The 14273-nt window shown below is 64.8% G+C and carries 12 protein-coding genes; 10 read left to right on the plus strand and 2 right to left on the minus strand.

The features are described 5' to 3' along the window. Positions 1–21: 21 nt before the first annotated feature. Positions 22–2853 carry a CHASE domain-containing protein gene (locus tag METUNV1_RS17150; RefSeq protein WP_232416302.1) on the plus strand — a complete coding sequence of 944 codons (2832 nt, stop codon included), beginning with the start codon at positions 22–24 and terminating at the stop codon, positions 2851–2853. 41 nt (positions 2854–2894) lie between these two features. Next, on the plus strand, positions 2895–3773 hold the full coding sequence (ypfJ, locus tag METUNV1_RS17155) for a KPN_02809 family neutral zinc metallopeptidase (RefSeq protein ID WP_008063978.1): 879 nt from the start codon (positions 2895–2897) through the stop codon (positions 3771–3773). Positions 3774–3830: 57 nt separating this feature from the next. Here the strand turns inward: ypfJ and METUNV1_RS17160 are convergent, their stop codons facing one another. Continuing rightward, entirely contained in the window at positions 3831–4841 is a 1011-nt protein-coding gene (locus tag METUNV1_RS17160) for a zinc-dependent alcohol dehydrogenase family protein (protein ID WP_008063980.1), read from the minus strand. Between the two features lie 303 nt (positions 4842–5144). Between METUNV1_RS17160 and METUNV1_RS17165 the strand changes: the two genes are divergently transcribed. Further along, a complete protein-coding gene (locus tag METUNV1_RS17165) occupies positions 5145–6308 on the plus strand; it encodes a TIGR03790 family protein (protein WP_008063989.1) in 1164 nt (387 codons plus the stop codon). On the opposite strand, the gene waaA is transcribed toward METUNV1_RS17165, so the two are convergent. Then, positions 6295–7557 (minus strand): lipid IV(A) 3-deoxy-D-manno-octulosonic acid transferase, encoded by a 1263-nt coding sequence (waaA, locus tag METUNV1_RS17170; protein WP_008063990.1) that lies wholly within the window; start codon positions 7555–7557, stop codon positions 6295–6297. The two genes, METUNV1_RS17165 and waaA, sit on opposite strands and share 14 nt — an antisense overlap. A gap of 90 nt (positions 7558–7647) precedes the next feature. Here waaA and METUNV1_RS17175 point away from each other — a divergent pair, with 90 nt between their 5' ends. The 7 genes from METUNV1_RS17175 to METUNV1_RS17205 are packed head-to-tail and all read left to right on the plus strand — an operon-like array spanning position 7648 to position 14264. Continuing rightward, positions 7648–8013 (plus strand): MarR family EPS-associated transcriptional regulator, encoded by a 366-nt coding sequence (locus tag METUNV1_RS17175; protein ID WP_008063991.1) that lies wholly within the window; start codon positions 7648–7650, stop codon positions 8011–8013. Next, complete coding sequence (locus METUNV1_RS17180; protein WP_008063992.1) at positions 8010–9824, plus strand: ABC transporter ATP-binding protein; 1815 nt, start codon at positions 8010–8012, stop codon at positions 9822–9824. Before METUNV1_RS17175 ends, METUNV1_RS17180 begins: the two co-directional genes overlap by 4 nt. A 5-nt stretch (positions 9825–9829) precedes the next feature. Further along, positions 9830–10828, plus strand: a complete 999-nt coding sequence (pseB, locus tag METUNV1_RS17185) for a UDP-N-acetylglucosamine 4,6-dehydratase (inverting) (protein ID WP_043360225.1) — start codon at positions 9830–9832, stop codon at positions 10826–10828. Positions 10829–10830: 2 nt separating this feature from the next. Continuing rightward, positions 10831–11991 (plus strand): UDP-4-amino-4,6-dideoxy-N-acetyl-beta-L-altrosamine transaminase, encoded by a 1161-nt coding sequence (pseC, locus tag METUNV1_RS17190; RefSeq protein WP_043360227.1) that lies wholly within the window; start codon positions 10831–10833, stop codon positions 11989–11991. After that, entirely contained in the window at positions 11988–12686 is a 699-nt protein-coding gene (gene pseF / locus METUNV1_RS17195) for a pseudaminic acid cytidylyltransferase (protein WP_043360231.1), read from the plus strand. Before pseC ends, pseF begins: the two co-directional genes overlap by 4 nt. Next, entirely contained in the window at positions 12683–13726 is a 1044-nt protein-coding gene (gene pseG / locus METUNV1_RS17200; RefSeq protein ID WP_081471385.1) for a UDP-2,4-diacetamido-2,4,6-trideoxy-beta-L-altropyranose hydrolase, read from the plus strand. The genes pseF and pseG overlap by 4 nt, the downstream gene beginning before the upstream one ends. Further along, entirely contained in the window at positions 13719–14264 is a 546-nt protein-coding gene (locus METUNV1_RS17205) for a GNAT family N-acetyltransferase (RefSeq protein WP_008064000.1), read from the plus strand. The genes pseG and METUNV1_RS17205 overlap by 8 nt, the downstream gene beginning before the upstream one ends. Positions 14265–14273 lie beyond the last annotated feature (9 nt).

Genomic DNA, 14273 nt, shown 5'->3' on the forward strand with positions numbered 1-14273 from the left:
GCGCCTTCCGGGGACGTCGGCGTGCGCCAGCGGTTCAGCATCCCCGATTGGCTGCCCTGGCCGGCGCTGTCGCTCGGCCTGCTGATCACGATCGCGATCAGCACCCTGCTGTGGACGCGCATGGCCGCGGTCGATGAGCAGCGTTTCCAGAGCGAGGTGGACAAGGTGGTCGCCCAGATGCGACGCCGCATGGTCGCGCACGAGGAAATACTGCGCGGCGCGGCCGGTCTGGTGCGCGGCAGCGAGCAGGTGACCCGCGAGGAGTGGCGGGACTACGTGGAGGAGCTCAACCTCCCCCGCAATTACCCGGGCATTCTCGGGGTCGGCCTGACGGTGCGCATGAGCGCCGCCGACAAGGCCGCCCACGAGGCATCGGTGCGCAAGGACGTGCCGGATTACCGGATCCGGCCCGACACGCCGCGCGACGAATACCACAGCATTCTTTACCTGCATCCGCTGAACGCGCTGAACCTGCGCGCCATCGGCTACGACATGAATTCCGAGCCGACGCGCTCGGCGGCCATGAGCCTGGCGCGCGACACCGGCGACGTTGCGCTGTCCGGCAAGGTCACCCTGGTGCAGGAAGGCAAGGAGGGCGTGCAGCCCGGCTTCCTGCTGTACTACCCGCTGTACGCCCGCGGCATGCCGACCGACAGCGTGCAGGCGCGACGGCGCGCGCTGCTGGGCTACACCTACAGCCCCTACCGCGCGCACGATCTGCTTGGCAGTACGCTGCGCGGTTATGCGGACCGCGTTGTGGTGAGCGTCCATGACGGGCGGGACATCGGTGACGCGTCGCTGCTCTACAGCAATGCGGTGGCGGGCCAGAGCCTGTCGGGTCTGGAAGACCGGCGTGAAGTCGAGTTCGGCGGTCATGTCTGGACGGTGCGCACCCGGGCACCGGCGGATTTCCGGTCTGATCACGTGGTGCTGTGGCTGGTACCGCTGATGGGCAGCGTGCTCAGTGCACTGCTGTTCCATCTGCTGCGGCAGCTGGCCATCAGTGCGCGTGCCCACCGCAGCGCACAGGCGATGACCCATGAGCTCGCGCTCAGCGAAAGCCGGCTCTCCGCCGTGCTGGATACCGCTGCCGACGGCATTGTCACCACCGACGAGAGCGGCATGGTGCTTACGATGAACCGTTCCGCGGCGGACATGTTCGGCCGCCGGAGCGACGAGGTGATCGGCCTTCCGCTGGCCCGCCTCCTGCCCGGGCTCGATGACAGCTGGTTCTCCAGGCAGCTTTCGGACGCCCAGTCCGGCCGGCGCTGGACGCTGCACCAGGACGCGCAGGGCGTGCGCGCCGGCGGTCGTGGCTTTCCGGTCACGGTGTCGGTCAGTGCCTTCATGCGCGACGGCCGGACCACCTACACCCTGCTGCTGCGCGACGTCAGCGAACAGCTGGCGGCCCAGACCCGCATGCGGCTGCACGACCGTGCGCTTGAATCGTCGAACGAGGCGGTGCTCATCCGCGACGTGCAGACCGCGGGCTATCCGGTGGTCTACGTGAATGCGGCCTTCGAGCGGCTGACCGGCCGGACCGCCGCCAGCGTGATCGGCCAGCCCTACTCCTACGCGGCGGACCCGGCGGCGCCGGATCGCGTGGGCGAGGAAATGCGCTGGGCCATCGCGCACGAGAAACCCTTCACCGCCACCGCAGAGGTGGCCGGCGCCGACGGCCGGCATCTGTGGCTCGCGCTGTCGTCGTCGCCGGTGCGTGACAACGACGGCCGGCTCACGCATTACGTGGATGTGTTCGGCGACATCACCGAGCGCATCGAATTCGAGCAGAAGCTCATCCGGCGCACCAACCGCCTGCACACCGTGTTCGCGCTGTCGCCCGACGGATTCGTCACGGTCGACGCGGACGGCGTGATCACCAACATCAATCCGGCCTTCGTGCGCATGACCCACATTCCGCAGCGCGAGCTGCTGGGGATGAGCGCCGCCGAGTTCGAGCGGCGCATGCGCGCGCTGGCCGACCCGGAACAGCCCTGGCCCGAACTGCAACTGGACCAGTCCAGCGAAGAGCCGCAGCGGCTGTGGCTGAAGCTGCCCGAACACCGCGTGGTCGAGCGCAGCGCGCGGGTGGCGCCGCAGGGGCGGTCGGAAGCGGTGCTCTACTTCCGCGACATCACGCAGCAGTTCGAGATCGACCGCATGAAGAGCGAGTTCCTCAGCACCGCGGCGCACGAACTGCGCACGCCGCTGGCGTCCATCTTCGGCTTTGCCGAACTGCTGATGAACCGCGATTACGACGCGACCGCGCGCCGGCGCATGTACGGCATCATCCATCGTCAGTCGCGCGTGCTGGTGAACCTGATCAACGATCTGCTCGACCTGGCGCGCATCGAGGCCCGCGCAGGCCAGGACTTCCGCTACGAGGACCTGCCGGTACGCATGCTGATCAATGCGGCGATCGAAGGACTGGTGACGCCGGACGACACCCGCCGCATCGAGCTCGAACTGCCCAGGGCCATGCCGCGGGTACGGGTCGATCACGAAAAGATGGTGCGCGCGCTCACCAACGTCATCACCAATGCGTTCAAGTATTCGCCGGACGGCGGGCCAGTGACGCTGTCGGTGGTCGAGGCGTCGCGGCACTCGAAGCTGATGGCCGGCATCCGGGTGGCGGATCACGGCATTGGCATGACCGCCGAGCAGCAGGCGCGCATCTTCGAGCGCTTCTACCGCGCCGACCCTTCCGGCAACATTCCGGGCACCGGTCTGGGCATGTCGCTGGTGAAGGAAATCATGGACCTGCACGGCGGCGAGATCGAGATCGTCAGCACGCCGGGTGAGGGCAGCACCATCACGCTGTGGCTGCCGGTGATGGATACCGCCACCACCTGATCCGCCTATCATGGCGCCTTGCGAAGAGCGGGAGCGCGGGCATGAGACTGGACGACGGACGGGAAAGCGACAACATCGAGGACAGGCGCGGCGGCGGCGGATTCCCGGTCGGCGGCCGGGGCATCGGCGTGGGCACCATCGTGCTGGCGCTGGTTGCCATGTATTTCGGCGTGGATCCGTCGGTGGTGCTGAACGTGGCCGGCAACCTGCAGGCGCCGGAAGCGCAGCAGCACGCGCCGGCCGCACCGGGTGTGCAGGACAGCGGCGATCCGGCGCAGGACGCGCTCGCGCGCTTCACCTCGCGCGTGCTGGCCGACACCGAGGACACCTGGGGCGCGCTGTTCCGTGCGGCCGGCAGCCAGTACCGTGAGCCGCGCCTGGTGCTCTATACCGGCGGCACCGGCACCGCCTGCGGCACCGGTCAGGCGGCGATGGGGCCGTTCTACTGCCCGGCCGACCAGAAGGTGTATCTCGACCTGTCCTTCTACCGCGAACTGCAGGGCCGCTTCGGCGCGCCCGGCGATTTCGCCCAGGCCTACGTGATCGCGCACGAAGTGGGCCATCACGTGCAGAACCAGCTCGGCATCGCCGACAAGGTGCAGCAGGCGAGGCAGCGTACCGACGAGCGCGGTGCCAACCGGCTGCAGGTGCGCATGGAGCTGCAGGCCGACTGCTTTGCCGGACTGTGGGCGCACCATGCCAACCGCTCGCGCGGCATTCTCGAACAGGGGGATGTGGAGGAGGCTCTGCGGGCCGCCACCGCGATCGGTGACGACACGCTGCAGAAGCAGGCGCGCGGCGTGGTGGTGCCGGAGAGCTTCACCCACGGCAGCGCCGAACAGCGTGTGCGCTGGTTCAGGCGCGGGCTTGAGAAGGGCGATTTCGCCAGCTGCGATACCTTTTCGGCGCGCACACTCTGAACGCATCCGGAAGGCTGCACGGCACCTCCGCGCTCACGGAGGCGCCGTCCTGCGGCGTCAGTTGATGCTGACGACAACCTTGCCGACGTGGGCCTGGCTCTGCTGGTGAGCCAGCGCGGCGCGGGCTTCGGTGAAGCCGAACACGCGGTCGATCACCGGGCGGATCTTGTGCAGCGAAATAACCGCGTTCATCGACTCGAACATTTCACGCGAGCCTACGAACACGCCCCGCACGGTCGACGTGGTGAACAGCAGCGGCAGCGGATTGATTTCGCCGCCGGTCAGCACGCCGATCAGGTGAGCCTGGCCGTTCTGGCCCAGCGACGCGATCGAGCGCTGCAGCGTGCCCGGGCCGCCGACCTCGACCACATGGTGCACGCCGGCACCGCCGGTGGCATTGCGCACTTCCTGGTCCCACTCCGGATGGCTGCGGTAGTTGATCAGCGTGGTCGCGCCCAGCGACTTCGCCTTTTCCAGCTTGGCGTCGCTCGACGAGGTGGCAATCACCTCGGCGCCGGCCGCATGGGCCAGCTGCAGCGCGAACATCGACACGCCGCCGGTGCCCAGCACCAGCACACGCTCGCCGGCACGCAGCGGGGCCGGGCCTTCGAACAGCGCGTTCCACGCGGTCAGCGCGGCGCAGGGCAGGGTGGCGGCTTCTTCGAAGCTCAGGTGAGCCGGCTTGGCCACCAGCGATTCCTGCGGGAAAAGACGGTATTCGGTCAGCACGCCGGTGGTGGTGCCGCCCAGCGTCTTGCCGAAATAGGCCGGCTGCAGGCGGCCGGAAATCCATGTTTCGAAGAAGGTGCCGATCACGTGGTCGCCGGTGGCAAAGCGGTCAACGCCCGCACCCACCTCGACCACCTCGCCGGCGCCGTCGGACAGCGGGATCAGGTCCTTGGAATCCACGCCCGGATAGAGGCCCTGCAGGATGAACAGGTCGCGGTAGTTCAGCGATGCGGCACGCATCTTCACAAGCACCTGACCCGGACCGGGGCGCGGCACATCGGTTTCGATGACGGTCAGACTGTCGGCGTTGCATTGTTCGCGATAGGCTTGGTAACGCATTCAGAAGCACCTCCGTGGAATGTTGTTCGTCTGCGCAGCGGCTCGATACTGCGCGCGCGATGTTGCCATGGGTGTTTGCGGACAGGTGTCTCGCATCGGCGTGCCTATTGGACCGGGCCGTCATGCGTGTTTTTTGCCCGTTTTTTTCCCGGACGCGAGTGCCCCGGCTGACGCCCGAAACAATGCTCCACTAGACTTCCGCTTTCCTGCCGGTCGGCTTTCCTGCGCCCTTCGATGTCACCTGTTCTCATGCTTTTTCCGGTCTTTTTTCGTGCAGCCGCCTGGCTTCGGCGCCATGGTCTGATGGCGGTGCTGGCGCTGATGCTGGGTGCGGCAGGTCCTGCGCGTGCCCTCGGTCCGGCTGAACTGGCGGTGGTGGTCAATGTGTCCGACCCTGCCAGCGTCGATGCCGGCACCTATTACCGTTTGCGCCGCGGCATTCCGGAAGCCAACGTGATCGAGGTCAGGCTGCCGCACGACCGGGCCGCCTTGAGCCGGCAGGAGTTCGAGGCACTGTACGCCGAGGTGAATGGCAAGCTGCCGGCGGGCGTGCAGGCCTTTGCGCTGGCCTGGACCAAGCCCTGGCGGGCCGGGTGCATGAGCATCACGTCGGCCTTCGCCTTCGGTTACGACGAGCGCTTCTGTTCGGCCAGCTGCGGACCGACCCAGGCCAGCGGCCTGTTCAACGGCGGGCGCAATGCCGCGCCCGACGCGCCCCGACCGAAGCCGGCGATGATGCTGGCCGGCGAGTCGGTGGAACAGGTCCGGCGGCTGATCGACCGCGGCATCGCGGCCGACTACAGCTACCCGAAGGGCCATGTCTATCTGGTGCGCACCGAGGACCCGGCGCGCAACGTGCGCGCGCTCTATTTCGACGAAGTGGTGGAGCGGCTGAATGGACTGCAGGTGCTCAGCGTGACGGCTGCTGAAGCGGGCGGGCACAAGGACATCCTGGGCTTCTTTACCGGGGCGGTCAGGGTGCCCGGGCTGGACAGCCTGGGTTTCCTGCCGGGTGCACCGGCCGATCACCTGACCTCCTTCGGCGGACAGCTGCTCGACAATCCGACCCAGATGAGCGCGCTGGAATGGCTGAAAGCCGGCGCCACCGCAAGCTACGGCACCGTGGTCGAGCCGTGCAACCACCTCGGCAAGTTTCCGCACCCGGGCATCCTGATGACCTTCTACGCCGAGGGCGAAACGCTGATCGAAGCCTACTGGAAGAGCGTGGCCTGGCCAGGCGAAGGCGTGTTCGTCGGCGAACCGCTGGCGCGTCCTTTCGGCATGCGCACCTCGCGTGACGATCAGGGCTGGTGGCTGGAAAGCCATTCAGCGGCCGGGCGCCGGGCGGTGGTCGAGACAGCGCCCAGCGTGGTCGGCCCCTATCGCCTGGTCGGCACCGTGCAGATACCCGCGGGCTACGGCCGGCAGCGGCTCAATGTGCAGGCGGGCGCGGTCAGGGTGAGGTAGGCGGCAGCAGCGGCGCGATCAGCGCCATCGTACGCTCGGTGGCGCCGCGGTGAGCCCGGGCGAAGGCGAGGCCGGCGGCTCCGGTCGCGGTGAGCGTCGACGGATCGGCCAGCAGTTGCGACGCGATGGATGCCGCTTCGGCAGGATCCCCTGCGCGGCGGGCGGCGCCGGCGGTGATGGCGTCGACCGTGGCCTGCGTGAAATTGAAGGTGTGCGGTCCGACGATGACCGGACAGCCGACCGCGCAGGCCTCGATCAGATTCTGGCCGCCCAGAGGCTGCCAGCTGCCGCCGATCAGCGCCAGATCGGCCAGTGCGTACCAGGCGAACATTTCGCCCATCGCGTCGCCCAGCCAGATCCGGGTGTCTGCGTCCGGCAGCTCTCCGGCACTGCGCCGGCGCAGCGTGAGGCCGCGCGACCTGATCAGGCCGGCGACCTCGTCGAAGCGCTGCGGATGTCGCGGCACGAGCGCAATCAGCACGTCGTCCGGCAAGACCGGCTGCAGGGCGTCGAGCAGCAGGGCTTCCTCATCCTCCCGGGTGCTCGCCAGCAGCAGCACGCGCCGGGCGCCGAGCGCTTCGCGCCAGCGCCGGCCCAGGTCGAGCTGACCGGCCGGCGGCTCGATGTCGAATTTCAGGTTTCCCGCGACCGCGACCAGCCTCGCGCCGAGCGCGGACAGCCTTGCGGCGTCCTCCGCGGTCTGGGCGATCAGCATCGAAAAGTCCTGCAGCGCGGCGCGCACGAAACCGCCCAGGCGCGCATAGCGTGCGGCGGAGCGGGCGGACAGCCGCGCGTTCGCCAGCACCACCGGTACCCCCGCCTGCCGGCATTCCTGCAGCAGATTGGGCCAGATCTCGGTTTCCATCACCACGCCCAGCGCCGGCTTCCACCGGCGCAGGAAGGCGCGCTGGGCCCACGGCAGGTCCCAGGGCAGCCAGGCGAATTCGGCGAAATCGCCATACAGCTGGCGGGCGGTGGCGCGGCCGGTGGCGGTCATCTGGGTGATCAGGATGCGGTGATCCGGGTAGCGCGCCCGCAGCGCCGCCAGCAACGGTGCTGCCGCGCGGGTTTCGCCGACCGATACCGCGTGCAGCCAGAGCGTGGGCCGGGCAGGGGGCTGCGGCCCCAGGCCGAGACGGCCGCCGAGGTCTTCGAGGTAACCGGGTTCGCGCCGGCCGCGCAGCCGGCTGCGGAGCAGCGCGAAGGGCAGACCGAGCAGCCAGATCAGGGTGTAGAAGGCGCGCATCATGAGGGCGCGAGCATAGCAGCCGGATGTCGGCCGAATTGACAGTGAGGGCGGCTGCGTGTGTAATTCGGGCGTTCAATCAATGAACGCACGATGCTTGACGAACAGACCCGATACCGCCTGCTGAAATTGCTGGAAGCAAACCCCGAACTGTCGCAACGACAGCTCGCGCAGGCGCTGGGCATCAGTGTGGGCAAGGTCAATTTCTGCCTCAACGCGCTGATCGAGCGCGGCCTGGTCAAGGCGCGCAATTTCCGCAACAGCCGCAACAAGCTCGCCTATATGTATTTCCTGACGCCCGCCGGTTTCGAGGAGAAGGCCCGGGTGTCGCTTCGCTATCTGAAGCAGAAGCTGCAGGAGTACGAAACCCTGCGCTCGGAGATCGAGGAACTGCAGAACGAGGCGCGCCGCATGAACGTTCAGACGGGCGAAGTCTTGCAGGAAGAGGCCGGGCAATGAGCGGCGCAGCGTCCCGGTTTTCGGCGGCCCGCAAGGTGTTCGCGGTGCTCGATCCTGACCAGCGCAGGGCGGCGGGGGGGCTGTTCCTGCTCATGCTGGTCGGCATGGTTTTTGAAACACTGGGTATCGGCCTGGTGGTACCGGCAATGGCGCTTCTTGTTCAGGATGATCTGGCAGCGCACAGCCCGGCCGTTGCAGGTCTGCTGGGTTTTTTGGGCCATCCGTCCAAAACCATGCTGGCATTTGGCGCAGTCGTTGCGCTTGCGGCCGTCTATTTTCTGAAAACCCTGTTTCTCGGCTTTCTTGCATGGAAGCAGGCGGCCTTCGCTTTTGCCGTTCAGGCGCGGGTCGCACACAAGCTGTTTTCCCGGTATCTGAACCAGCCATATATCTTTCATCTTCAGAACAATTCGGCACAGCTCATCCGGAACGTAACGACCGAGGCCTCCTACTTTTGCACCCATGCCTTGGTGCCCGGCCTGCTCTTGATTACCGAAGTGATCGTTCTGGTCGGCATATCCGGCCTGCTCTTCTATTTGGAACCACTGGGCGCGGTGGTCGTGGCGCTCGTCACCGGCGTGCCATCGGTGATTTTTCTGCGGTCATCGAGGCAACGGGTAACCCGTTGGGGCAAGGAGCGACAGTCTCATGACGGCACGCGCCTGCAACTGATCCAGGAGGGGTTGGCGGGCATCAAGGATGTTCAGATGCTCGGACGGGCGCCCGCCTTTCTTCGGCAATTTGCCGTGCATAACGAAGTGGTGTCAAAGGTCGGCGGGCGGCAGCTATGTCTCCAGCAGTGGCCGCGCCTATGGCTCGAATTCACGGCGGTTTTCGGCGTTGCGGTGCTGGTTTCGGTTCTGCTTTCACAGGGCAGAACGCCTCCGCAGATCGCGGCAGCGGTCGGCCTCTTCGCGAGTGCGGCTTTTCGCCTGATGCCCTCCGTGAATCGTGTGCTGACGTCGCTCAACGGTTTGCGCTACGGGCGCGTGGTACTTGACTTGATTCATTCGGAGCTTGCTAAGGTGGCTTCTTCGAGTGAGCGCGACGAGGCGGTGACGGAAGAAAGCCTTTCCTTCTCGGAATCGTTCGGATTGAAGGATGTGAGTTATCGCTACCCCGGTGCTTCCGAGCATGCGCTTCTGGATTTGAATCTTGAGATCCGGGCAGGTGAGATGTTTGGCATCGTCGGCAGCAGTGGATCCGGCAAGAGTACGCTGGTCGATCTTCTGCTCGGATTGCTTGAGCCCGAAACCGGACGCGTAGAGGTGAATGGCCAGGCCATCCAGGCCGATCTGTCGAGCTGGAGAAGACTGATCGGATATGTTCCGCAGTCCATCTATCTGACCGATGATTCGTTACGCCGGAACGTTGCTTTCGGCGTGCCGGAAGATGAGATCGATGAAGAGGCCGTTGCTCGGGCAATCAGCTTTGCTCAGCTGGATGAGCTGGTTTCCGCGTTGCCTGAAGGGCTGGACACGTTTGTCGGAGAACGTGGCGTGCGTCTGTCTGGCGGGCAGCGCCAGCGCATAGGTATCGCGCGTGCGCTGTATCGCGATCCGCCCATACTCGTACTGGATGAAGCGACAAGTGCGCTCGATGTGGGTACCGAGGCAGATGTCATGAAGGCCATTGCGGCCCTGCATGGCCAGAAAACCATTGTCATCGTGGCGCATCGGCTCAGTACGGTAGAGCAGTGCAACCGTCTTTGCCGGCTCGAAAGAGGTCGCATAGTGCAGACCGGTACGCCGGCCGAAGTGCTCGATCAACTTTTCAAGACGGCTCCCGAAGCTGTCCCATCCCTGGACTGAACACAATGTTGACCAATGCTTCTATTCTGATCACCGGGGGGACTGGATCCTTCGGCAACACGTTCGTGCCGATGACTCTGGCGCGATACAACCCTCGAAAGATCATCATCTTCTCTCGCGATGAGATGAAACAGTGGGAGATGGCCAAGAAGTACCAGGGTGATTCGCGCGTACGCTTCTTCATCGGGGATGTGCGCGACAAGGACAGGCTCTACCGCGCGCTCGACGGTGTGGATCATGTCGTGCATGCGGCGGCGACCAAGATCGTTCCGACAGCCGAATACAATCCTTTCGAATGCGTCAAGACGAACGTGATCGGTGCGATGAACCTGATCGATGCCTGCATCGACCAAGGCATCAAGCGCGTGGTGGCGCTGTCGACCGACAAGGCCAGCAGTCCGGTCAATCTGTACGGTGCGACCAAACTGGCGTCGGACAAGCTGTTCGTTGCCGGCAATTCGTATGCAGGTGGGCATGAGACGCGGTTTGCCGTGGTGCGCTATGGCAATGTGATGGGCTCGCGCGGTTCGGTGATTCCATTCTTCATGTCTATTCGGGACAGCGGCGTGCTGCCGGTGACAGACGCGCGCATGACGCGTTTCATGATCTCGCTTGAGGAAGGTGTCGAACTGGTGTGGCACGCCTTTTCTGACATGGAAGGTGGCGAGATCTACGTCAAGAAGATTCCTTCGATGAAGGTCGTTGATCTGGCGGCGACGATTGCGCCGCAAGCGCGCATCGAGATCGTCGGGATTCGCCCTGGCGAAAAGCTGCATGAGCAGATGATCAGCGCGGAGGATGCGTACTACACCTACGAATACGCTCATCATTTCAAGATACTGCCTGCAATCAACAACTGGTCGACCAGTGCGGAGCGCATCAAGGACGGGCGCAGGGTGCCCGAAGGCTTCGTATACGCCAGCGACAACAATCAGGAGTGGATGAGTGCTGAGCAGTTGCAGGTCTGGATGGACGCTAATCGCGACAAGATCGGAAGTATCTGAGCATGATTCCCTATGGTCGACAGGAGATCACACCCGCTGATATTGCGGCGGTGGTTGAGGTGCTGCAGTCAGATTATCTAACTCAGGGGCCGGTGGTACCGCTCTTCGAGGCAGCTGTGGCACGACATGTGGGTGCGGCCCATGCCGTCGCGGTCAACAGCGCGACGTCCGCTCTGCACATTGCGTGCCTTGCGCTGGGTCTGGGCCCGGGTGACCGCCTGTGGACCTCGCCCGTGACCTTTGTGGCTTCTGCCAATTGCGGCCGCTACTGTGGTGCGGATGTGGAGTTCGTCGACATCGATCCGCGTACCTACAACCTTTGCCCGGTGGCCCTTGAGCGCAAGCTCGAAGGCGCCGCACGCCAGGGTCGGTTGCCCAAGGTGGTGGTTGCTGTGCACCTGAGCGGGCAGTCCTGCGACATGGCGGCGATCCATGCGCTTGGCCAACGCTACGGTTTTCGCATCATCGAGGATGCGTCGCACGCGATTGGCGGAAAGTATCGCGGGGAGTTCATCGGCAACTGTCGATACAGCGATATCGCGGTATTCAGCTTCCACCCGGTAAAAATCATCACCACGGCCGAAGGCGGCATGGCGCTGACGCAGGATCCGGCATTGGCTGCGAGCATGGCGCGACTTCGCTCCCATGGCATCACGCGCGATCCCGACGAAATGACTCATTTGCCCGACGGTCCGTGGTACTACCAGCAGCTGGAGCTCGGGCTGAACTATCGCATGACCGAATTGCAGGCTGCGCTGGGCCTGAGTCAGCTGCAGCGGCTGGACGCGTATGTGGCGGAGCGTCATGCGCTCGCTCATCGCTACGATTGTTTGCTGTCCTCGCTGCCGCTGATTACCCCTTGGCAGCACCCGGACAGCTACTCCGGGCTGCATCTTTATGTCATCCGGCTCAGGCTCGATGAAATCGCGAGCAGCCATCGGGATGTCTTTGAAGCTTTGCGCGCACGTGGCATCGGCGTCAATCTGCATTACATCCCGGTGTATCTGCAGCCCTACTATCGGCAGCTCGGCTGCCGGCCGGGTGACTGTCCGGAAGCGGAGCGGTACTACGGGGAAGCGATCAGCCTGCCCATGTTCCACACCCTGGGTGAGGATCGCCAGGATGCCGTGGTGCAGGCGCTGACCGAGGTGCTGTCATCGTGAGGCTTGCCGTAATCCCCGCGCGCGGCGGCAGCAAGCGGATTCCGCGCAAGAACATACGGTTGTTCGGCGGTAAGCCCATGATTGCCTGGTCGATCGAGGCCGCGATTGCCAGCGGGTGCTTCGACCGCGTCGTGGTGTCCACTGATGACCCCGAAATCTCCGCTGTAGCTCGCGAGTGGGGCGGTCTCGTTCCTTTCTCGCGGCCCGCTGCACTGGCGGATGACCACACTGGCATCATGCCGGTGGTGCGCCATGCGATCGAATGGCATGTGGACCAGGGGCTCAATCCGGAGCACGTCTGCTGCATCTACCCGACTGCGCCTCTGCTTGAGCCCTCTGTCCTGACCGACGCCTATGAGCGCATGGTCCGGAGCGGCAGCGACTTCTGCTTCGGCGTCGCCAGCTATGGTCACCCGATCCAGCGTGCTCTGAGGCTGGACGCGAAGGGGGGGGTGAGCATGTTCTCGACAGAGCACTCGCTGACCCGATCGCAGGATCTTGAGCCCGCTTTTCACGATGCCGGGCAGTTCTGCTGGGGAACGTCGGCCGCCTTTGTCGATGGACGCTCGCCATTCCTTCAGAAGTCGGTGGCCGTGGTTCTCCCGCGACACCGCGTGGTCGATATCGACACGCCGGAGGACTGGCTGCTTGCTGAGGCGCTGCACATGGCCTTGGCTCTGAAGGCAGAGACGTGAACGTTTTTTTCCGAACGGATGCATCCGACCATATCGGCGCGGGGCATCTGACGCGATGTCTCGTACTTGCCGACGCCATTGCCGGTCAGGGCGGTACATGCCATTTTCTGGTCCGGCATCAGAACGCCGTTTCCAGACGTCTCCTCGATGGCCGCTCGCACACGGTGTTTTCTTTGGACCTGCCCGAAGACTGCGATCCGGCTGAAGACGCCCGGGGATGCGTCGGGTACGCCCGCAGCGTTGCAACGCCGGTGGACTGGTGGGTCGTGGACCACTATGGCCTCGACGCTCAATGGGAGCGCGTGGCTCGATCCTTGAGTTCATCCATTCTGGTGGTCGACGATCTGGCGGATCGAGCCCACGATTGCGATGTTCTGGTCGATCCGGGCCTGGGGCGGCAGACGAGTGACTATGCCGGGTGGGTGTCCGGACCGGCTGACCTGCTGCTGGGCTCGCGTTACGCCATGCTCAAGCCGGCGTTTGCACTGAATCACGGGCGTGCCCCCCTGTGGCCCGAAGTGCGCAGGGCACATGTATTTTTCGGCGGAGGTTCAGCGGCGGAATGGATGCCTGAGTGCATCGACATCATGATGGACGTGGAACCTGACCTGGATGTGTCTGCAGTGGGGATATGCAGCGAGCAGGTCATGGACCGGCTGATGGAACGCCACGGGAGCCGCCTGGATTGGGTCCGTCAGGTCGATGACATGGCGCGTCACTATGCGACCTGCAGCGTGGCCCTGGGCTCGCCGGGTACGGCGACCTGGGAGCGGGCCTGCATTGGCTTGCCGTCCGCCTTGCTGGCTACCGCACCGAATCAGATTCCCATCCTCGAGGGACTCGACCGGCTTGGGCTGTGTCGTTTCCTCGGCCCGGCCTGGGAATTGAAAGTGCCGGAGCTCAGGTCCCGGATCCGAGATTTCCTGCAGGATGATGCCGCGCGCGCGGCCATGCGAAATTTTGGGCTGTCCGCCGTAGACGGCAGAGGTGTCGAGCGCCTGTTGCGGCGGCTGCAGGGCAGCGGGAGGGGCGATGCCTGAATCCAGCGAGCGGGGCGCATTCGAGGTGCTGGCCACCTATCAGACGAGTCACGACAGGAAGACCGTCGAATGGCTCAATTCCGCAGACATCCAGGCCAGTTTCGGCCTGCGGCGTACAGTTACTGAAGCATCCCACCGGTCATGGGTCGACGCCAACGGCGATACGCTGATCTGGGCGATCGTCGATCCGACCGGTCGACACGTCGGCAATGTCTTGCTCAAGCTTACGCAGCGGCATCGATCAGGCTATTTCCAGATCTACATCGGCGAACCGATTGCCCGGGGCCAAGGGCTGGGTGACAGGGCGCTGTCGGCGACCTTGACCAAGGCATTCGACGAACTCGGCCTGCATCGAGTCTGGCTTCATACCTTGCCAGACAACGTCGCAGCCGCAGCGCTGTACCGCAAGCACGGCTTCGTGTTCGAAGGTACCGAGCGGGATGCGCTGCTTTGGAACGGTACCTTCACCAGCCAGCATCGCTGGTCCATTCTCGAACACGAGTGGATGGCTCGCCGTGGCAAGGAGGGGGCGCGGTGAAGTGCGCAA

Source organism: Methyloversatilis universalis FAM5 (assembly GCF_000214035.2).
GTDB classification, from domain to species: Bacteria; Pseudomonadota; Gammaproteobacteria; order Burkholderiales; family Rhodocyclaceae; genus Methyloversatilis; species Methyloversatilis universalis.